This window comes from Armatimonadota bacterium, from assembly GCA_017993055.1.
GTDB lineage: Bacteria > Armatimonadota > UBA5829 > DTJY01 > DTJY01 > JAGONM01.
This window is the reverse complement of the sequence record JAGONM010000004.1, coordinates 130703-150743: the sequence shown is the minus strand read 5'-3', so window position 1 is coordinate 150743 and position 20041 is coordinate 130703. Positions and strand designations below refer to the sequence as shown.

The 20041-nt window shown below is 62.3% G+C and carries 16 protein-coding genes; 4 read left to right on the top strand and 12 right to left on the bottom strand.

The genetic code is table 11. The features are described from left to right. Positions 1-50: 50 nt before the first annotated feature. On the bottom strand, positions 51-1133 hold the full coding sequence (locus KBC96_03190) for a hypothetical protein (GenBank protein MBP6963392.1): 1083 nt from the start codon (positions 1131-1133) through the stop codon (positions 51-53). A 151-nt stretch (positions 1134-1284) separates the two neighbouring features. On the opposite strand from KBC96_03190, the gene KBC96_03185 reads away from it, so the two are divergent. Next, positions 1285-2379 carry an alkaline phosphatase family protein gene (locus KBC96_03185; GenBank protein MBP6963391.1) on the top strand — a complete coding sequence of 365 codons (1095 nt, stop codon included), beginning with the start codon at positions 1285-1287 and terminating at the stop codon, positions 2377-2379. A gap of 69 nt (positions 2380-2448) precedes the next feature. On the opposite strand, the gene KBC96_03180 is transcribed toward KBC96_03185, so the two are convergent. Then, entirely contained in the window at positions 2449-3504 is a 1056-nt protein-coding gene (locus KBC96_03180) for an exo-alpha-sialidase (GenBank protein MBP6963390.1), read from the bottom strand. A 135-nt stretch (positions 3505-3639) separates the two neighbouring features. Here KBC96_03180 and KBC96_03175 point away from each other — a divergent pair, with 135 nt between their 5' ends. After that, positions 3640-7044: a hypothetical protein gene (locus tag KBC96_03175; protein ID MBP6963389.1), complete on the top strand. Its 3405-nt coding sequence runs from the start codon at positions 3640-3642 to the stop codon at positions 7042-7044. A 12-nt stretch (positions 7045-7056) separates the two neighbouring features. Then, complete coding sequence (locus KBC96_03170; protein MBP6963388.1) at positions 7057-8148, top strand: exo-alpha-sialidase; 1092 nt, start codon at positions 7057-7059, stop codon at positions 8146-8148. 69 nt (positions 8149-8217) lie between these two features. Here KBC96_03170 and KBC96_03165 read toward each other — a convergent pair whose 3' ends face one another. The 10 genes from KBC96_03165 to KBC96_03120 all read right to left on the bottom strand — a co-directional run bounded on the left by KBC96_03165 (position 8218) and on the right by KBC96_03120 (position 19180). After that, entirely contained in the window at positions 8218-9756 is a 1539-nt protein-coding gene (locus KBC96_03165) for a sulfatase-like hydrolase/transferase (protein MBP6963387.1), read from the bottom strand. A 24-nt stretch (positions 9757-9780) separates the two neighbouring features. Next, positions 9781-10665 carry a DUF362 domain-containing protein gene (locus KBC96_03160; protein ID MBP6963386.1) on the bottom strand — a complete coding sequence of 295 codons (885 nt, stop codon included), beginning with the start codon at positions 10663-10665 and terminating at the stop codon, positions 9781-9783. Next, a complete protein-coding gene (locus tag KBC96_03155) occupies positions 10662-11588 on the bottom strand; it encodes a hypothetical protein (GenBank protein ID MBP6963385.1) in 927 nt (308 codons plus the stop codon). The genes KBC96_03160 and KBC96_03155 overlap by 4 nt, the downstream gene beginning before the upstream one ends. A gap of 14 nt (positions 11589-11602) precedes the next feature. Further along, positions 11603-12388, bottom strand: coding sequence for an FKBP-type peptidyl-prolyl cis-trans isomerase (locus KBC96_03150; GenBank protein MBP6963384.1), 786 nt, complete (start codon positions 12386-12388; stop codon positions 11603-11605). Between the two features lie 58 nt (positions 12389-12446). Beyond that, on the bottom strand, positions 12447-12926 hold the full coding sequence (locus KBC96_03145) for an FKBP-type peptidyl-prolyl cis-trans isomerase (protein ID MBP6963383.1): 480 nt from the start codon (positions 12924-12926) through the stop codon (positions 12447-12449). 180 nt (positions 12927-13106) lie between these two features. After that, the gene (locus KBC96_03140) at positions 13107-14039 is read right to left on the bottom strand and encodes a hypothetical protein (GenBank protein ID MBP6963382.1); all 933 of its coding nucleotides are present in this window, start codon (positions 14037-14039) and stop codon (positions 13107-13109) included. Between the two features lie 59 nt (positions 14040-14098). After that, positions 14099-15502 carry a methyltransferase domain-containing protein gene (locus KBC96_03135; GenBank protein ID MBP6963381.1) on the bottom strand — a complete coding sequence of 468 codons (1404 nt, stop codon included), beginning with the start codon at positions 15500-15502 and terminating at the stop codon, positions 14099-14101. Between the two features lie 26 nt (positions 15503-15528). Next, positions 15529-16365 carry a diaminopimelate epimerase gene (locus tag KBC96_03130; protein ID MBP6963380.1) on the bottom strand — a complete coding sequence of 279 codons (837 nt, stop codon included), beginning with the start codon at positions 16363-16365 and terminating at the stop codon, positions 15529-15531. A 4-nt stretch (positions 16366-16369) separates the two neighbouring features. Next, positions 16370-18406 carry a hypothetical protein gene (locus KBC96_03125; GenBank protein MBP6963379.1) on the bottom strand — a complete coding sequence of 679 codons (2037 nt, stop codon included), beginning with the start codon at positions 18404-18406 and terminating at the stop codon, positions 16370-16372. A gap of 54 nt (positions 18407-18460) precedes the next feature. Further along, positions 18461-19180: a metallophosphoesterase gene (locus KBC96_03120; protein ID MBP6963378.1), complete on the bottom strand. Its 720-nt coding sequence runs from the start codon at positions 19178-19180 to the stop codon at positions 18461-18463. Between the two features lie 96 nt (positions 19181-19276). Between KBC96_03120 and hisF the strand changes: the two genes are divergently transcribed. Next, complete coding sequence (hisF, locus tag KBC96_03115; protein MBP6963377.1) at positions 19277-20041, top strand: imidazole glycerol phosphate synthase subunit HisF; 765 nt, start codon at positions 19277-19279, stop codon at positions 20039-20041.

Here is a 20041-nt window from a genome sequence, read left to right as displayed (position 1 = left end):
CGACCCAAGGACGTTCCCTTCACGTTTCACCAGCCCCAGTCGGCATTCGTTCAGACCCGTTTCCTCCAGCCGTATGAGAGGCGGACCAGGTCGTCAGCCTCCTCGTGCGAGTCGGCATTCACGACCAGATCCAGACCCTCAGGGCCGAACTCCTCGACGAGGGCCTGCGCCTCGCCCGGAGTCACTCCAAGCATCATGACGGACTTGCCGGCCGCGCGTATTCGTCGGTACAACGGATACCAGAGCGGGTCGCCGATACCGGGCTGGCCCGCGCCCGGCGTCCACTGGATCGCCTGCAGATCGGCCATCCCAAGCAGCGGACCCTCATGCTGGAGCGCGCACGTCCCGTCCCAGTGATAGACCGTGTGGTCGAGCTGGCGGCACTGCTCAGACATGTACGGCAACACGAACTCTTCGAACATCGCCGCCGAGATCATCGCACTGAAGTCGCACTGGAGCTTCGCTATCCGGCCCCTGCCGTAGATCCGAAACGCCGAGAAGCACGACCCGCCGACCTCGTCCTTGATGATCTCGTAGAGGCGCCTGTGGTACTCGATGTACAGCGGCTGGATCGCCCTCTGGAACTCATGGACCTTCGCCGGATGCTCGACGAGCGCGAAGAGCAGTTCCTCGTTGCCGAACAGCGACGAGATCGTATCCGCGTTCTCGATGAGGTCCGGGAACGAGACGAGCGCGCGTCCCTGGAAGTGGTCTACGCAATCCCTCGCGATGCGGAGGCTCGCCTGCCAGTAAGGATTCTGCTCGTCGAACACGGGAGGCTTGCCGTTCGGTATGTCGTGCACGCACTTGTGATACCAGACGGTGTTGTGATGGAACTCGGGCCGCGCACCAAGGTAGAGAGAGAGCGTTCCCGGGCCTATGTGCGTATCGACGTATGGGAAGGCATCGCCCGCGTAGTACGTGCGGGCCATCTCCCACTCCAGCCTGCGGATGCGCCAGTCGGCGTCCAGGTACCGGGCCTCGAGCGAGTCGTAGGCCGGCATCGGTTCGTCGGGCGCGTCATCGCTCGGCGCAAACACCTGAAGCAGCGGGCGATCTACAACCTCGCCGTGCCACCATGCCTCGAACCGCTCCCGCGACTTCTCCCAGTCCCGTTTCCACTCGATGCCCACGCTATTGCCTCCGCCTATGCTACGCCGCTCCGTCCTAACAGGCTTTTCGCCGCCTGCTCGGCCGAGTCCTCCGCCGGATATGCAGTGAACTTCGGTGGCAGATGAGCGTCTACACCAAGAGCAAGACAAACAGCTACCAGGAGGTAAAGGATTGAGTAGGGTACGCACATTTCTGATCTTGACACTGGTTCTGGCCGCGGCGTGCATTCCGGCGCTCGCATTCAACGAGGCCACGCCGACGGCCCAGCGGAACGCGATCCTGTTCTCATGGGACGGGGCCCAGAGGGATCATGTCAACGAATGCCTCAAGCGCGGGGAGCTTCCCAACCTGGCCAAGCTCATCGCGGAGGGCAAGACGGTAAAGATGGATGTGACCAGCCACAGCACTGACACGAAGGCCGGACACACTCAGATGCTCACCGGATACGATCCGGACGTCACCGGCGTAATGAGCAACGGGAAGTTCAGGGCCATACCGGCGGGTTACTCGATCTTCGAGCGCTTGGACCAGACGTACGGCAAGGACAAAGTCGCCACGATCATGCTCACGGCAAAGACCCATCACGTCGGCGCCTGCCCTCCTTCCAAGCCCGCGGATATCAAGGCTGCGAAGGCGAAGCTCGCGCAGATTCAGGCAAAGTCAGGCGGCAGAGGAAAACCGGCCAACGCCACCGTTACCGGCCTGGAGGACCCGGATGCCGCGACGCAGGCCGCCAGGAAGAGGAAGGCCACGGTTCAGAACCTCAAGGGAGTCATCCAGAACACTGACGGCGAACCGTTCCTGAATACCGCAAAGGCCCTCGATGTGTGGGACGGCGAGAAAGGTCGCACCTACGATGTAGTCGGCCCGCTGATGCTCGGATATCTGGACAAGTACTCCAAGGGCCGCTTCTTCGCGTTCTTCCACTACAGCGATCCGGACCACATGGGCCACAACCATGGCGAGAACTCGAAAGAGTATAACGACGCCATCATCAGCTGCGACAAGATGCTCGGCGAATGCCTGAAGAAGCTGAAGACACTCGGCATCTATGACAAGACGATGGTCTTCGTTACGGCAGACCACGGATTCGACGAGGGCAAGACATCGCACAGCAACGCGCCGTACGTCTTCCTGGCGTCGAACCTCAAGACCCTGGCCAGAGACGGCGACCAGCGCGACTTGGCCCCGACCATCCTGAAGGAGATGGGTGTTGATGTCGCGAAGCAGCAGCCGAAGTACAAGGGCGCTGTACTGACGAAGTAACCTGAGTTCACCGATGGCAGTTGACCGAGAAGGCAGCCTGCATGAGCAGGCTGCCTTCTCTCTGAGCGTTCACTCAGTGAACCAATTCAGCGGGATGTTTCGGAAGCGCAGGTTCCAACCCCCACCCTTCGGGTTGTCGTAGTAGGTCAGAAGCACGCGGTCCTTCACGAAGTCGACGCTGACGTACGCGTAGTTCGACGTGGGGTCGTCCTCGATGTTCTTCACATTGAGCCAGGTCTTGCCGTTGTCCTTCGAAACAGCAGCGGTAAGCGGCGAGCGCTGCCTGCTACCCGTTCCATTGTTGTTCCACACAAGGAGCAGGTTCCTCGTGCCGGGAATGCGCTTGATCGTCGCCGGCGACTCGGGCGACTTCACATCCGTCGGCTGAGCCTCGGACCACGTCGCCCCTCGGTCTTTGGACAAGCTGCTGTAGACGCGGCCCGTCTGGTTGCGGATGACCATCAGCACACGGCCGTTCGCAAGTTCCACCACTCCGGGCTCCATCGCGCCTCTCTGCGGGCACTTCAGATCGGGGACCGAGCGCTTCCAAGTTCTGCCCTCGTCGTCGGAATACATGCAGAAGACCAGCAGCGGATCATCGGCTACGCTGATGTCGAACTCGTACGAGATCGGAACGATGATCCGCCCGGTCTTGAGCTGAATGATCCGGTCGTTGTTGACGATGCTGTAGCCGGAGGGCGTCGGGACCTTTTGAATCGGCCCCCACGTCTTTGCCTCGTCCGCCGAGTAGCGGAAGTGAACCTGAAGATCGGAGTTGCTGTTCTTCTCGAGGTAGAACATGCCGATCTTCCCCGACTTCAGCCTCAGGAAGCTGAGCGACATCACGTTCTGCTTGCCGGTGTTCTCCTGGATGACATACGGCTCGGACCACGTGAGCCCGCCGTCCTCAGACGTCATCGCCGCGATGTGAGCGGTGGAATGATCCGCGCCACCGCCGGTGAACCTCGTCCATGCGAGCAGAAGCGTGCCGTCATCGAGCTCGACAATGTCGCCCTCGCTGTGGCGAGGGTACTCCCGAGAGACCTGACCGACAAGCGATGTGAATCCGATATCGGCATTCTGAGCCGTTACGATACAACCCAACAGCGCGACCGCGTACAGCATATGGATAACCTCCCTGCCTGCGTAGTATAGCACGCCGCGCAACCGTTCGTCAGCATCGGCAGGACTCGAGCGCGCGGCGGGCGAACATAGCGCTCGAGAATAGTGCGGCTCACGGCAAGCAGGAGGTTCGGTCTGATGGCAGTTGACATCCACAGATTTCTCATCACGTTCTGTCTAACGTTCGCGCTGGCAGCGTCCGCGGCGGCAACTGGGGCAAAGGCAGTGATCCTCAAGAGCCAATTGCCGGGAGACGACGCGGCGCTCTCAGATTTGGTCGAGGCGCAGATCCGTCAGGCCGGCTACGAGATCCGCTCTCTCAGCGCAGAGGACATCTGCGGCCACGGGTGGTCGGACACGGACCTCCTGGTGCTGCCCAACTCGGCCGCGCTGCCGGCGAAGTCCACCGGGGCGATCGAGGCATTCCTGAAGGCGGGCGGCGACATCATCGCGCTCAATGCGCCGATGTGGCAGACGGCATATATCATGGCAGGCGGGAAGTGGATAACCCTCGACGACTATCAGCGGGCAAAAGCGGGGACCCCGCCGCCGCATGTCATCTACGACTTCAAGTCCGGGAAGGCCTCGGACTGGCACAGGGCGAGCGACAACGATAGGGAGCCGTCCACGATAGAGATCGTTGACCAGGGTCCGGCTGCCGGAACGCGCTCGGCGCACGTCGTCATCCCCAACCTGACCTCCTGGGACACCTATGGCGTCGCAGCGGACATCGAGAAGGCCTTCCCCGCGGGGCACACACTGACCGTCTTCTCGGCCAAGGGCGGACCGCTGACGACCCAACTGGCGATCGAGTGGGTGGAGAACGACGGTTCTCGGTGGATAGCCGTCGTTCCGCTCTACCCGGAGTGGCGGCAGTACGTACTCGTCCCGGAGGATTTCAAGTACTGGCTGAGCAATCCGAATCGCGGCTTCCGGGGCGACCGCCTGAAGCCGGAGAACGCCGTTCGGATGTCTTTCGGCATGGCGCACACTCACATGGGCGCCGTCATCGGCAGGCAGGAATACTGGGTCGGCCCGTTCGGCACGGCACAGATGACTGCGGAGTATGAGGAGGTACTCGGAGCGTTTGACCCTCCGAGGCTCGACATACTCTCGCCGGGCTACAAGTTCTTCGATTCGACCGGCGCGGCATCGCTGAGCGTGCGCGAGGACCAAACCGTCGCCGGCGAGACCAAACTCGACGTTCCCGGCATCATCCGATCTCCGCACCCGAGGCCAGGCGGCGGCGGGTTCGACAAAGGCAGGGCATGGCGTTACATACCACTCGTTCAGGCCGAGACCGCCGGCGGCGAGTGGCGCGGGACGCCCGTCACGATGATCGCACACGCAGACGGCCCGTTCAAAGGGGGCGTCTGGGCATCTTTCGGGATCGGCGGCACAGACTGGTACAAGTCGCCGGCCGCGCTCGGGCTCGTCCGACAGATCGCGGAGAGAATGCTGGAAGGCGAATTCTTCGTTGACGCCGGCACCGATTTCTACACCTATTTCGACGATCAGCAGATCATGCTGGGGGCAACCGTCGCCAACCTCGGGAAGGAATCTCCAAGGACGGTGAAGGCGCGGGTCGTCATCACGGAGGCGAAGAGCGGCCGGATCGCTACCGACGCGGAGTTCACCCTCACGCACGACGCCGGCCAGAACGCCAACCTCGCAAGGAACTGGAAGCCGGAGAGGTGGCCGGAAGGCGGCTACATCGCCACGGCGGAGTTGCTCGTTGCCGGCAAGGTCGTTGACAGAGTCACGCACCCCGTCAACGTGTGGACTCCGAAGAGGGACAGGCACTTCGTCACCACCGAGGACGGCGATTTCGTGCTCGACGGCAAGCGATGGCGAGCCCACGGCGTCAACTACATGCCGTCGTCCGGAGTGGGGACCGAGGACGGCGAGTACTTCGAGCACTGGATCGGAGCGCGGTCGTATGACCCCGAGATCGTCCAGCGCGACATTGATCACATGAAGGACCTCGGCTACAACGCCGTCAGCGTCTTCATGTATACCGGCCACCACAAGGCCCAGAACATGCTCGATCTGCTCCGCCGCCTGGATGCCGCCGGAATGAGGGCGGATGTCTCTCTTCGCCCCGGCACGCCAATGGACTTCCTGTGGCCTCAGATCGGTGAGATGATCACCGACCTGCGCCTGCATGAAAACGACACGGTGGTCGCATACGACCTCGCGTGGGAGCCGATGTTCGGGCACCAGCGAGACCGCGTGATCTGGGACGGCGAGTGGGAGAAGTGGATAGTCGAACGGTACGGGAGCGTGGAGAACGCCGAGAAGGACTGGGGCTTCCCAGTGACCAGGGACGCGAACGGCAAGATAACGAACCCCGAGCCGCATCAGACACTGGAAGACGGCGAGTGGCGGGTGATGGCGGCCGCATACCGACGCTTCCTGGACACCCTGCTGTACAAGAAGTACGGTGAGGCGCGGCAGCTGATACGCAGCGTAGACCCGAACCACCTGGTGAGTTTCCGGATGGCAGAGGCGTCGAACCCGAACTACCGCTGGGAGGGACGCATACCTTACGACTTCCCGTACCTGGCAGGGGCGGTTGACTTTCTCGCGCCGGAGGCGTATGGGCGCATCGGCGACAGCTGGGAGAAGGTTAAGCCCGCCTGGTTTCAGTTCGAATACGCGCGCTGGGCCGCGCCCGAGAAGCCGATGCTCTGGAAGGAGCAGGGAGTCACCGCGTGGGACAACTCGCAGATGCGGAGCACCGAGGACAAGCTCGAATACCAGGCGCGGTTCTACGAGCAGTGGTACCAGATGCTCATCAAGAGCGGCGCCGACGGCCTCTACTCTTGGTACTACCCCGGCGGATTCAGGGTGGGCGAGAACAGCGATTACGGGGTGATCAACCCAGACGGTTCGGACAAGCCGGTCAGCAAGGTCATCCGCCGATATGCCGATCAGTACCTGAACGGCCCGTCATCGAAGCCGATTGACTATTGGATCACGATCGACCGTGACAAGTACCCCGAGGGCATCGCGGGCATCTACGACGCGTCCAAGAGGCGGTTTTGGGCCGCGATAGACCAGGGACTCGCGCCGGGCCTGCGGACCGACGGCACGGGCACGACCTCGGCGAACTGCCCGTTGGTCGCCGTCGGGAACGTGCCGCTCACCGGGAACAATCCGCCGAAGTACCTCGATGCGGCGTTTGACCTGGTAGAGGTTCAGGACTCGAACGGCAGGTGGGTCCGAGCCGAGAAGGACGGGAGCATCAGAGTCGCGTCGGGGACGACCGTGAAGGCGCGAATCGGGTTCACCAACCTGGGCGAAGCCACCCTCCTGTCAGGAAAGCGTGAGACGGGAACAGTCGTCATCTCCGCGCATTCCGACCGCTACACGTTACCTGTGCGGCCTAAACGCAATGTCGGCCACCTGCAGTCGGCTACGGTCGAAACGCGTCTGTACGAAAACGTGAAGTCACCGGTCGAGGTGACTCTCGCTTTCGACGCCATGAACCGCACGCAGTTCGGCGAGAGGTTCACTATCACGCTCGTGCCGGCAGACTAAGGAGGTATCCAAGTGCTCATCTACCCACTCATAGCGCTGAACGCGGCGGCCGGTCTCGTCAATCCCGGCGACGACATCTTTGCCCGCGAGAAGGCACTCGGGCACATCGAGACCAGGATCGTCGCGAAGAGCACGGATGCGGAGTACTTCGCGTTCCCGTCCGTGTGCAAGCTGAAGAACGGCGATCTGCTGTGCGTCTTCTACAACGGCACGGCGCACGTCTGCCCGGACTCGAAGATCTCGATGGTCCGCTCCACCGACGAGGGCAAGACGTGGAGCAAGCCGGTCACGATCATCGATACCCCAATGGACGACCGCGACCCGTCGATCAGGCAGACGCGTGACGGACGGATACTGGTGAACTTCTTCATCCGCGACTCCGGGACGACGGGGGCGGCGAAGCAGACCAACAAGGTGCTCGTGTCCGGCTCAGATGACGGCGGCAGGACTTTCGGCGAGCCGAAGACGATCGGCACCGACTGGCTGTGGGAAGCCACTTCCGACGAGATCCTGGAATTGAAGGACGGCACGCTCCTCCTGCCGATATACGGCGCGGCGAGAGGAAGCAAGACGTGGGGTGCTGCGGTGGCGTTCAGCCGCGACGGCGGACTGACCTGGGACAAGGAACCGATAGCCGTAGTCGCATACGACGACTCCGACGATCCGGTACGGTTCGAGGAGCCCGCGCTCGTCCAACTCCCCACAGGAGACGTGATCTGCGCCCTGAGGACGACAAATGCCGACGGGTTCATCTATGAAACCAGGTCTCGCGACGGCGGGAAGACGTGGACCCCGTTCAGGCGGCTGGGTCTTCAGGGGCAGGCATCGAACCTGCTGTATCACAGCAGCGGGGTAGTCTTCCAAGCTTATCGTGACCGGCTGGGCACGGGAGAGGTGCGCGGAGTCGCGGGCATCTTCCGTCGGCTGGGCAATGACTGGGACGCGAAGAAGCAGTTCTCGATCCTCAACATCGGGGGCGATTGCGCCTACCCCAGTTCGGTCGAGTTGAAGGACGGCAGCATCCTGACCGTCTACTACGCGAGGGAGCGCCGCTCCATCGAATCAACCACCCTGTATCCCGCAGCGATCAAAGCGCTAAGGTAGGCACGCGCGAGGGGCAGGAACCGACGGCTCCCGCCCCTCGCAGCTCTCAGTCCGCGTCTCTGCGCACCGTCATACCTTGACGAGATGCGCCAGCGCAGGGTCTTTGCTCTTCTCTGCCTGGGCGACGAGCTTCTTGTGCATCGCCTTCATATCCGCCGATGCACCCGTGTCTTCGCGGAGGTTCTTGACCTCACCGGAGTCCTTAGCCAGGTTGAAGAGCTCCCTGCGGCCGTCGCTGAAGTACGCATACTTCCACTCGCGGGTCCGGACCATCCGACTCCAGCCTCCCGTGTCGCCGAGCCCGCGCTCGCAGAAGCCCGGCCTGTCGTCGCTTTTCGCCCCACCCTCCAGCAGCGGCCGGAGCGATACACCCTGGGAATCCTCTAGAGGCTTCCGGCCCGCGAACTCGAGGAGTGTCGGCGCGAGATCAACGGTGTTCGCGTGCGTATCGATGACCGTGCCGGGCTTGATGACACCGGGACAGCGCACGATGAGCGGCACTCGGACGATCTCCTCGTAGTAGCCCGGAAGCGATTTCCCGATCATGCCGTGCGAGCCCTGCATATCGCCGTGATCGCTCGTGAAGATGACGAGCGTGTTGTCCTCCAGGCCCTTCTCTCGAAGTGAGTCCAGTATCCTGCCGATGCACCAGTCCATCATGGAGACCTGGCCGTAGTAGCACCGAACCATCTCTCTCGCGCGCGCCTCGCCCATCATGCCGCCCATCTGTGCGGCGATACAGTCTCTGTAGGCGGCCGGGCGGTCGCTCCATGACGACGGGAGAGGCACCCGCGCCGGGTCGTACATGCCGTAGTAAGGGTCAGGGACGATCCACTCCGCATGGGGCGGATTCGCGGACCAGGTGATCATGAATTGGTTCCCGCCGTACTTTTCGATCAGGTCAACGCATCTGTCAGCGAGCCATGACTCGTAGTTCCGCCGGGCAGGAAGCAGGGATCGCCCGATCATCGAGAGGTTCTGCCCCGATCCCTGTCTACCGTCGGACCATGTCTTGTAATACTCGGCCATCTCCGGGGTGTAGCAGACGTCGCCGATGCGCACCTCGCCCTTGCGCGGCTTGTCCCACATGTCCGGGGTCAGCGCCCTGCGGGATTGAATGTACGCGTCTGTCGAGAGCATATCCTGTTCCCTGCGATAGCACCTGAGATCGGCAGCCTCACCGAGATGCCATTTGCCCATCTGGAAGGTCCGAACGCCTTGGTCGAAGAGTATCTGCTCCGTCGCCTCGACATTGTCGTCTAGGCCTCTTCTCCTGGCGCCGTCAATGTTCTGCACGATCCCGTGGGCGTGTGGCCACTTGCCGGTAATCATCGAGGCGCGCGTAGGGCTGCAGAAGGGGGTAGCGCAGACTGCGTTGGTGAATCGAGCCCCCTCGCCCGCCAGACGGTCGAGATTCGGGGTCTGGACGACGCGGTTGCCCGCACATCCCAGCACCGAATGGCAGTGCTGATCGGTCATCAAGAGGAGGATGTTGAGCTTCTTCCCGTCCGCGGCAACTGCGCTCTGCAGCATATTCGGCGACAGAGCGGCGGCGGAGACGAATCCGCCGGCCGCCTTCATGAAGTCCCTGCGCGTGATGCGAGGCATAGTCAGTGCTCCATGCTGCGAAGATCAGATTAGTACGTCGGTCTTCCAGCCGAGCCTGATCAGCTCGATCTTGTTAAGATCGCTCACGCCGAGCCCGTACTTCTCGTCCGCGACGACGACGTGGCTCGTAGGGGTAATCGGCTTGTCTTCACCGTAGAAAGCGATGCGTTTTGCCCGAAGCAGGTGCGCGCCCACCGCGTCCAAGGCCACCGGATCGGTCGAGACTGCAAGGCCCTTGTAGGCCCACAGGTTCGCCGGGTCGAAGTTCTGCGGGCCGCGGCCGTAGAACTGCGGAGTGAGGAGCACAAGGATGTTCAGGCGAGTCTTGCCCTTGACGACGGGCAGGTGCCAGACCGACCCCAGGGCCGCACAGGACTCCGGGTGCAGTTCCGAGGGCTTCGGGTGCAGGATGATGTAGTTCTTGATGCACCCGCCGATTCCCGACCAGTGATGCGTCCTGGCCGGGCGGACGTTGATCAGGGCCGTACTCGCCGCAAACCTGTCTTTCGAGCCCCTGTCGTCGCAGAACACGTTGTCTGACGACACGCCCGCAGATGCCACTCGCTCGGCGATGATCTTCTCGATCTCGGGCGGAGTCGGGAGCCTGTTCCAGTGGTTCGTCTTGATACCGACGATGTCGGAGGGCTTGACAAGCGACTTCCAGGCATCCGCAGCCTTCGACTTGCCGAGCGCCTTCGCGACTGCCTGATCGAGCATCCGCGCGAGGACTGAGGGGTTGATCTTCCCTTCGGCGTCCAAGACTCCCTCATCTCGCATGAGTACGACCCGCGCCTTCTTCTCGGCGGCTGGGTCCGCGGCAACCGGGAGTCCCACCGCCGCCGTCAGGGCCGCAGTCGCGGCCCCTCTGAGAAAGTCACGTCTGGTGATGATGCGTTCTCTATCCGTCATTTATCTCCGACCTCTATCTTCGCGATGATGCCGTCCGCCAACGCCGACGCGAAGTCAGCAGTGGGCGACTCGAAAACAGCCACGATGTACCGACCGGAACGTCGTGCGACGGCGAACTTGCCGTCCTCGGTCAGAACTGGAGCCGCGCTCCTCGCCTCGGGAAGGTAAGCACGGGTGAACGAGTTGTACGCATGAACCGCGCTGACGGGCAGCCGGTATTCGACAACCATCACGCGGGCTTCCGTAGCTTCCTCAGCGACTCCACCGGCGGGAGCCTTGCACCTGGCGAGCAAGACGTTGGTCCGTGCGGTGAGATTCAGGATGTTCTTGTCCGCGAGGAAATATTGGTAGTCCAGACCGGATTTTCGGTGGAAGTACCTGACGCTCGTCTGAACGAGAGTGTCTTCCGGCAGAAACCCGAGGATGTGCGGTCTGGTTCCGGCTTCGGGGATCGCGTCCACGACAGCCATTCCGAGTCTCTTCACGGCCTTCTCCGCTTCCTGAGTATCCGTGTCGGCAAGGATCGAGACGAAGTACCTGCCCTTCCAGAAGCGCAGGAATCCGGACGCGTACTCCGAGTCCATACCGATCCCGGCGCTCTCCCTCTCGCGCTCAAAGGTGAATATGCCGTAAGCATCTTCGGGAGAACCCATGTCGAAGAGGTCGGCCGTGATCGCGGGCTGACCTGACCTGACGAACCGCCGGGCAAAGGCGTTCCGGTAATCGTAGGCCAGATAGACCTCGGCGGCGCCGTCGATATAGTCGAAGAGGTCGTCCCGGTCGTAAGAGCCGTCCGCGCCGTCGGACGTCCAACCGCCGATCTCCTTGGGCACGAGCCCCTTGAGCGTGTCATCGGCCAAAGCCAAAACTGAAGACAGTAGTACCGTCATGATGACCGCAGTCCCCAAGAGTGCTGACTTCATGCTCCCGCTCCGCATCAGAAGGGATTCTCGATGTCGAGCAGTTCCACCTCGAATGTCAGCGTCGCGTTCGGGGGGATGTTCGGGGGACTGCCGGACGCTCCGTATGCAAGTCCGGGGGGAATGACGAGTCGCCGCGTACTCCCCACCGTCATCGTTGCCACGCCCTCGTCCCATCCGGCGATCACTTGCCCCTGACCCAGGATGAAGGAGAAGGGCTCGGAGAGGTAGTTGTCGCGCGAGGTGTCGAACTGCGTGCCGTCCTGCAGCCATCCCGTGTAGTGCACGAAGCATCTCTGGCCCGGCTCGGGCGTCGGCCCGTAGGCGACGTTGACGTCCGCATACATCAGGCCGGAAGGGGTCGTCACCCAGTTCATCGTCGCCACGTCCACGAGCTCGACATCATAGATGAGCGTCGCGTTCGCGGGGATTCCGTACTGGGAGTTGCCCTCGTCGCCGTATCCGAGATGCGGCGGGATGATCAGCCTGCGCGTTCCGCCAACGCGCATCGTCCGCAGTCCCTCCTCCAGGCCGGCAATGACACCGCCTTTGCCAAACGTAAACTTGTACGGATCACCGCCGCGGGTATTCGCGAAAAGGACTCCGTTCTCCAGCCTGCCTTCGTAGTGAATAGTCACGTCGTCATCGGTGAAAGGGGTGCGACCGGCCCCGACGAACACGTCCCGATACTTCAGGCCGGAAGCCGTCGTCACGGTGTCGTACAGAGCCGGCCCACTGCTTCCACATCCGATCAGTGCAAGCGCAGCGATCAAGGAACTGATCAGCGCGACTGTAAGCTTCATCTTTGCATTGCCCTCCAGGCCGGCCGTGCCCACTTCCTGCCGACCGGCACGATTCCTGCTACTCGATGCCCAACAACTCGACCTCGAACCAGAGAGTCGCCTGGCTCGGGATCATTGGGGGATAGCCATCCTGTCCGTAGCCGAGATCGGGTGGTATGAACAGCCTTCTCTTGCCGCCCACCTTCATGGTCGCGATACCCTCATCCCATCCGGGAATGACTTTGCCCATGCCCAGCTCGAACCTGAACTCGTCTCCGCTGTTCAACGAACTGTCGAACTCGGTGCCGTCCGTAAGCCAGCCCGTGTAGTGGACGGAGACGACCTGGCCCTTCTTCGGCGAAGGTCCGCTTCCGACCTTGACGTCAGCATACCTGAGGCCGGACGGGGTCGTCACCACGTTGGCGTCCTTTAGCGCCGTCGTCATCTCCTGTACAACCAGCGCGGCGTCGCTCTCAACCTGTCCGCCAGCGGGTTGAGTCTCGGGCGGGCACGCTTCACCCTCGGCGTGGTTGTGACCGGCGTGCTCCGCGGGTCTCATGATAGTGTTGTAGGCTACTCCTACGCCCAGCAAGACTATCACAAGTATTATCGGGGCAAATCTCTTTATCACAATATCCCTTTCGATCAACCTGCGCACTGCGCGACCTACCGATGATGATAGCACTTGGCGAAGGGTAAGGCAATATCCCGGTGCGAGTCTGCATACCCTCGGCGACTGTCAGGCATTGACCGACTGCCGGATCGCCATAAGAATCTCCTCCGGCGTATCGGTCGGGACGGCGCAGCCCGAGGTCAGGATGAAACCGTCGGCCCCCGCGTCTTCGATCGAGGACCGGCCCTGGCGTAGAACATCGGCAGGAGTCATGTCCTTGATGTTCTCCTCGTCTATGCCTCCCGCGATGCAACCCTGGTGGATTCGCCGCGCCTCGCCGAGAGTCGGGGCGGTCAGTCGGTTGCTCCATCCGAGCACGTTGTTCGGGAGGTCGTGCAGCAGGTCGAACATTATGTCGGTGCCGTGGATGTGCAGGAAGTTGAAGGCTCCCACTCCCATCGCGGCCTCGAGTATCATGTAGTCCAGCGGCTTGAAGATGTTGCCGTACTCCTCCTCGCTCATGCAGGTCGTCTGCGCACCGTCGAGTGCGTAGTAGATGCCGTCGCCGCCCTCCTCGACCCAAGCCTGGGCGTAGTCAATCAGCGAGACAGTGATCGTGCGCAGCGCCCGGATGACCGCTTCGGGCTGTTTTCGGTAGTGCTCCATGAACCTCTTGCCGCACATCTTCCCGGCGGCGTGATGCGGGTTGAAGACCGTGTCAATGATGATAACGTCGTCACCGAGTTCGCGGCGCATTATCTTGAGGGCCTCCAACTGATGCGCGAAGTTGCCCTTCCGTGGGTCCAGCGGCCGGATTTTCGCCCAGTCGGCGGGATCTCCGATCTCCGCCATGTCCTCCGGCAGGTCCAGTGGGAGATCGTGCATCACCTTGAGGAAATCCACATCGTACTTGCGGAAGAACTCAATCTCGGCTTCGGCGAGCGGCTTTCCCGAAGGGAACTCCAGCGGGAAATGATACCAGAAACTCACGGGAACGCGGTCGGCCCGCATGCACTGAGTCGCGGCCATCACTCGGTCGCGTCTGCTTGTGTTCGACATATACTTCCTCCTTGGCAATACTTATGGATCCATGCGGCCCGTCGGACACATGAGACCGCTCATGCGCTGATCTCGGCCGCTCCGTAAAGCGCACACGGAGCACCCGTTCTAACTGCCCACGCGCTGTCGCCGTAGGAATAGTGCCACCACTCGCCGGGATAGCTGCTGAACCCCGCAGATGCCATGACGTCGGCGAGCATCTGGCGGTTCCGTGCTGCGTGCGGCGTCGCCTTCCTGCTGTAGAGGGGCATGGTGGCCAGGAAAGGCTTCTCCTCCCCGTCAAGCGATGAGACCATATCGAGCTCGCAACCTTCAGGTCCGACAATGGTCACATCCACGGCGCCCCCGGTCGTGTGCCCCGGGGGGTGCTTCGCATCCGGAGGCGCGAGGAACTTGTTGATCTCCCTGCGGAGGCGGCTCTTGGGCCACTCAGGATGCTTCTCCTGGATTTCAGAGGTGATCCTCGCGTAAACCTCACGCTGTCTATCGAGCGTCCGGAGCAGAGTGTTCACCTTCAGGTGATGCCCGGAGGGAAGCATGGCGTTTGCCCTCAGCAGCATCTCAACGACGGTCTTCCGACCCCAGGCCGGTTTCTCGCGCAGCTCGATCTCCGGCGCAGCTTCCTCCAGGCTCACAAGGGGTTCACCGTTCTCACGAATCGGCACAGCGTCAATCGCTCGGACGGGCTCGGGACGCGGGGCGCTGAAGAGCGTGTGCGGTCTCCGGGCGACGGCGACCATGACGTCCGACTCCAGCGACACGAACGGCTTGGCCGGGTATCCTCCGTAGAACCGGACGTTCTCGAACCCGGCGGCCTCGAGCTTGGACGCGAGCAGGCCACTGGTGAGGGCGCGCTGGGGGATCGGGTGTACGTGCATCGCCCAATCGCCGCGCTCCTTGACCATTGTCACGAGATTGAACGTGAGCGTGTCGCCGTGGAAATCGAAGAACCGCTGGAAGAGATACTCCTTGCCATCCGACCGCCGCGCCGCGATAGGCATGAAGCGCTGCGCTCTGCCGACGATCATGTCGTAGTTGTTGTTCTGGATGATGACCGCACCGCCCGGAACAAGAACATCGTACATTGACCTGAGCGACGCGTCGAGTTCCTCATCCGAGAGCACGTGAGGCAGCGAGTTGCCGAGGCAGGTGACTGCGTCGAACATGCCGTCCGACTTGGCCAACTCGGTGAACCCGGCCTCGACAAACGCAATCGGACGGTCGCCGGCATTCTTCCTGGCTTTCGCGACCATCTCCGGGCTGGAATCCGCGGCGATGACGTGATAGCCCCAGTCCTGGAACGCGAATGCGTGCCGTCCGGTCCCGCATGCGGTGTCGAGTATCCTCCGGACCTTGTGTTCCTTGAACACGCGGGCAAAGAGCGGTCGCTCGCGCCTCAGGCGGGCCTTCCATGAGATCAGCAGGTCGTAGTATGCAGCCACCGGGTCGTATGGCTCGTTCATGGTCGTCAGTTCTCAGCTGTCAGCGATCAGGAACTCCACGTTCCTTCAAAAACGGTTCGCGTCGGGCCGGACGCGAAGATATCAGCCCGTCCGGGCCAATCCACCAAAAGTGTCCCACCGGGGGAGCGCACCGAGGCCGATTCGCCGGCTGTCCCGTGCAGGTTCGCCGCCGCCAGCGCCGCGCATGCCCCGGATCCGCATCCGAGCGTCGGGCCGACGCCCCGTTCCCACGTGCGAATCACCAGCGACCCGGGGGATTCGACGTGGCACCAGGTCACGTTGACCCGATCCGGAAAGAGCGGATGCTTCTCGATGAGTGGGCTGTCCGCTGGAATCTCGTCCCAGAAAACCTCGATATCGGCGAAAATAACAGCGTGCGGGGTCCCAACCTGGATACAGCTTGCGGTGTATTCCCTGCCGTCAACCCGCACGGGCACGTCCAGCGATTGCGCGGACAATACCGCGACAGGGATATCGGCCGATTCTATGCTCGGCACACCCATGTTCACCCGCGCCGAGGGCTTGCCGCCCTCGCCGATCTGAATCTCAGCGCACACGATCCCGGACTTCGCGTCCATAGTTACGAACGGACCTCGCGCCAGCCCGCACTCGTATGCATAGACGGCCCCGCAGCGCATGCCGTTGCCACAGACATCCTCGGAGCCGTCGGGATTCCACATGCGAAACCTGAAGTCCGCCGAGTTCGACGCGGAGATCACCAGCAGACCGTCCGCACCGACCCCGAACGAGTGCTCGCACATGCTGAGCGCAATCAGCGACCAGTCCGCCTCCGGCATGGAAACGGCGTTCACCAGCACGAAATGGTTTCCGATCGCCTCGACTTTGGTGAAAGCGATTTGCATGCGATCAGGTATCCAAATCCTCGAACTCGAAATCGGCGGTTTCGACTACACGCCGGAACCACTTGAGGTGCGGGTCAACGAGCATGAACCACCATGCCGCCGGGCGGTGGCCGGTGTAGGTCAGGCCCCTGCTCGTCAGGATCGCGTCCCTGACCAGCCACGCCCGCGCCAGCTCGGCTTCTCGCTCGATCGCTTTCAACGCCTCGCGCGCGGCCACCGCCTCGGGGCTCTTCTCCAGGTCCTGCACCGCCTTCTTTAACTCGTGGCTCCGGTTCTGAGCATCGAGAGCCCGGGCGCGCGCATCGGATATGCGGCTCTCGATCTCGGCCCGTTCCGCCTCGTGGACGGCAATCCTGCCCTCGAGCGAACGAGCATCCGCTTCGGAAACACCCTCCTGCCCAATCCGCCACAACTCGTCGCGTAGAGGCTTGATCGCGGCGCGGAAATGCTCACCCTTTTCGATCTCCAGCCGCTGGACTTCCTGCTTGAGTTGATGGCTCAGATCTTTGAGCCTGACGGACTCCTCCTTCATCGGCCCGGTGCGCTCCGAAAGATCGCGGATGAACGCCGACGCTTGGCGGTATTCCTCGCACCGGACACACGACGACTCGCCCCTGTGCCTTGAAAGATACTCGACGAGTTCCTCGGTCGTGGACAGCTCCCCGATCTCCTCCAGAAGCGCCTCCTGGAAGCCCACCACCGACCGCCAAGAGTCCGAGAACTCTGCGGCCGTGATCTTGCCCTGACCGAATGCCGCCGCCAGGTGGCCCGGCAGATTGAAGGTGACGTCAGACGCCTTGAGCGAATCCCAGGTGTTGTAGCCGATTCGCAGGATCGGATGGAAGGACAAGTTGACCCCGCGCTCGCGCATCAGGCCGACCATATGTCGGCATCGCGGGATATAGGACGACCCCTCACGATTTAGGACGAAGACGAACTCCCCTGCGATCATCAGTACAAGCGTTACGGCCTTGCCGATCAGGGCGGCATCCGTTCCGAGGTGGTCCTCGACCATCGCCGCCAGACCTTCGAGATCAGTAGGGCAGGCTGAGCACGGCATTCGGATCGGCTCATTCGCGTCAATGACCACCTCGCCTTCCCGCAGGCAGATCGTTCCCCTGCCCCGGCCCGGGATCACCAGATCGAACGGGATCGCGCCTTCACAGAACCTGTCGAGTGTGAAGATGTCCGAATCGGCGACCGCCTCGTCGTAGGCCGACTGGCAGACTTCGCGGGTCGCGGGATCGAGGAACGCGGCAACGGGCTCAAACCTGGACAGGTGCGCCGTGGAGCGGTTGAAACGGAACAAGTCGAGCGAGGTCGTCAACTCGAGATTCCTCGGTTTATAACCAAGTAGACGCTCGTAGAACCTCGGAAGCAGATCGCGAAACAAATCCGCGACGGAAGCATCGGGGCGGCTCTCAGCGTAACCCCGAACTTCGGCGAGTAGGTCGTCAATGACTCCCGAAACCCGCCGCGAATCGGAGTCCGACAGCGAATCGAGGCTCTCGCGGAATCCCCAGGCGAGCAGTTCCATCAGGTGCGGAAGCGCGTCCTTGAGCGCCACACAGCACGAAACCTCCACGCCGGAATCCACATGGACCAAGCCGCGCCATCCCCAGGCCTCGGTGACGGTGTCCACGAACGCCGAACGGCCGCCGGGGAAATCCTTGCCGATCTTGTCGATTTGCACCCCATGCTCGACCAGCAGCTCCCTCGAAGGAATCGTCTCGCTGCCGAAGAGACGAGATATCTCGCCCGTGGCGACCCAGAGGTCTCTGGTCGAGCCATCGTTGTGCGAGAGGATCTCCCAGTCTTTCGAAAGATGGAGGTTCGCCGGAATCTTGGAGAAGTAGTCGGCATCGTGGATGCCGATCAGCATTGTGGTTTCGGGGAGGCGCTCGTCGAGGACGTGGCGGAGGACGGCCTTCATCGGCTCATCCCAAAACACCGTCTGGCCGAGAGCAAGCAGTTTCACCCCGGCCAGATCGTTTTCTAGGCGATATAGGATGCGATCGAATTCCTTGTGTCGGCTGTCCATCTTCGGAGAGAACCTCTGAGACGCATGAAATGATAACACAGACGGCGGGCACGGTCAACGCCGATCAAGAACCAACTGCGGGGCGAATCCGACGACATCGGCGGACACCAACCGGTAGTTGACGCCGCCAACGGGGCCCTCGAGCCAGCCGCCGATGCCGAGATGCACGTGGCCGTACACGAGTATATCCACCGAATGGCGAGAGAGCACCTCCGCGAACTCATTCGGTCGGAGCTTCTCATCGAACGGAGGGAAGTGGAGCATCGCGATGCGGACGCTCACCGAATCGGGAATCGAGAGCAGGCCGTTCTCCAGGTACTGCAGTTCTCGCTGAAAGATTCTCGCGGCCTGATCCTCGTCCGGGCATTCGGATCGCGCCCCTCGACAGTCCCAGTCGCTCCGCCAGCCGCGCGTCCCCGTGATGCCTACCGGCCCTACGACGACCGAGGCGCCCTGGATGAAGGTCATCGTGCCCCCTACTTCCCGCTGGATACGGGAAGTCGCCTTCCTGTGCCACCAGTAGTCGTGGTTGCCCCGGATCACAACCTTCCGACCTGGAAGGGCGTCCACGAATGCGAGGTCCGGCCGGGCCTCGGGTAGACGCATCGCCCAAGATAGATCGCCGGGCATCAGCACGAGGTCTTCCGGGGCGACGGTCTGCTCCCAGTTCGACCGGATTCTCTCCTCGTGGCCTTCCCAGGCCGGGCCGAAGATGTCCATCGGCTTGTGTTTCGCGAACGAGAGGTGCAGGTCGGAGAGTGCATAGATGCTCATGGCCACTGGATTATACCCCAAAACGGCGAGCGAGCGTTGGCATCTCGGCCCTGAGCGTGCTATAATCCCGGCAGCAAAAGATCTCAGGGGTACTCGATGCTCGCCAAGCGCATAATCCCGTGTTTTGATGTCAAGGAAGGGCGCGTCGTCAAGGGGACGAAGTTCGTGAACCTGCGGGATGCGGGCGACCCCGTGGAGCTTGCCCGCCTCTATGACCGGGAGGGCGCGGACGAGATCGTCTTCCTCGACATCACTGCCAGCCACGAGGAGCGCGACGTGATGCTCGAGGTCGCCGCGCGAGTGGCTGAGCAGGTCTTCATCCCGTTCACAGTCGGCGGAGGAATCCGCACGGTGGATGATTTCCGCAGGATGCTCAAAGCCGGCGCGGACAAGATTTCGATCAACACCTCCGCCGTTGAGAACCCGGCGATCATCTCGGAGGCGGCAGACAAGTTCGGAGCGCAGTGCGTGGTCGTCGCGATCGATGCGAAGCGCGTCGAAGCTCAGAGGTGGGAAGTGTACACCCACGGCGGCCGGACTCCCACCGGCATTGATGCGCGCGAATGGGCGGCGAAGGTCGAGCGGCTCGGCTCGGGCGAGATCCTGCTCACAAGCATGGACGCCGACGGGACGAAGGACGGCTATGACATCGAGCTGACGCGGGCGATCGCCGAGAGCGTGAACATCCCCGTTATCGCATCGGGCGGCGCGGGTACTCCGGAGCACATGTATGAGGCGCTGGCGGAGGGCGGGGCCGAGGCGGCGCTGATCGCCTCGATCGTACACTACGGCGAGTACAGCATCAGGGAGATCAAAGAGTACCTGACCGATCGGGGTATCCCGATGCGGCCGGTGCTGTAG

What these genes read in the sequence shown, in the direction of transcription:
- KBC96_03140 (MBP6963382.1), bottom strand. Translation starts at nt 14,039, where the DNA reads ATGTCGAACACAAGCAGACGCGACCGAGTGATGGCCGCGACTCAGTGC.
- KBC96_03120 (MBP6963378.1), bottom strand. Translation starts at nt 19,180, where the DNA reads ATGAGCATCTATGCACTCTCCGACCTGCACCTCTCGTTCGCGAAACAC.
- KBC96_03145 (MBP6963383.1), bottom strand. Translation starts at nt 12,926, where the DNA reads ATGAGACCCGCGGAGCACGCCGGTCACAACCACGCCGAGGGTGAAGCG.
- KBC96_03180 (MBP6963390.1), bottom strand. Translation starts at nt 3,504, where the DNA reads ATGCTGTACGCGGTCGCGCTGTTGGGTTGTATCGTAACGGCTCAGAAT.
- KBC96_03130 (MBP6963380.1), bottom strand. Translation starts at nt 16,365, where the DNA reads ATGCAAATCGCTTTCACCAAAGTCGAGGCGATCGGAAACCATTTCGTG.
- KBC96_03135 (MBP6963381.1), bottom strand. Translation starts at nt 15,502, where the DNA reads ATGAACGAGCCATACGACCCGGTGGCTGCATACTACGACCTGCTGATC.
- KBC96_03155 (MBP6963385.1), bottom strand. Translation starts at nt 11,588, where the DNA reads ATGAAGTCAGCACTCTTGGGGACTGCGGTCATCATGACGGTACTACTG.
- KBC96_03165 (MBP6963387.1), bottom strand. Translation starts at nt 9,756, where the DNA reads ATGCCTCGCATCACGCGCAGGGACTTCATGAAGGCGGCCGGCGGATTC.
- hisF (MBP6963377.1), top strand. Translation starts at nt 19,277, where the DNA reads ATGCTCGCCAAGCGCATAATCCCGTGTTTTGATGTCAAGGAAGGGCGC.
- KBC96_03160 (MBP6963386.1), bottom strand. Translation starts at nt 10,665, where the DNA reads ATGACGGATAGAGAACGCATCATCACCAGACGTGACTTTCTCAGAGGG.
- KBC96_03125 (MBP6963379.1), bottom strand. Translation starts at nt 18,406, where the DNA reads ATGGACAGCCGACACAAGGAATTCGATCGCATCCTATATCGCCTAGAA.
- KBC96_03175 (MBP6963389.1), top strand. Translation starts at nt 3,640, where the DNA reads ATGGCAGTTGACATCCACAGATTTCTCATCACGTTCTGTCTAACGTTC.
- KBC96_03150 (MBP6963384.1), bottom strand. Translation starts at nt 12,388, where the DNA reads ATGAAGCTTACAGTCGCGCTGATCAGTTCCTTGATCGCTGCGCTTGCA.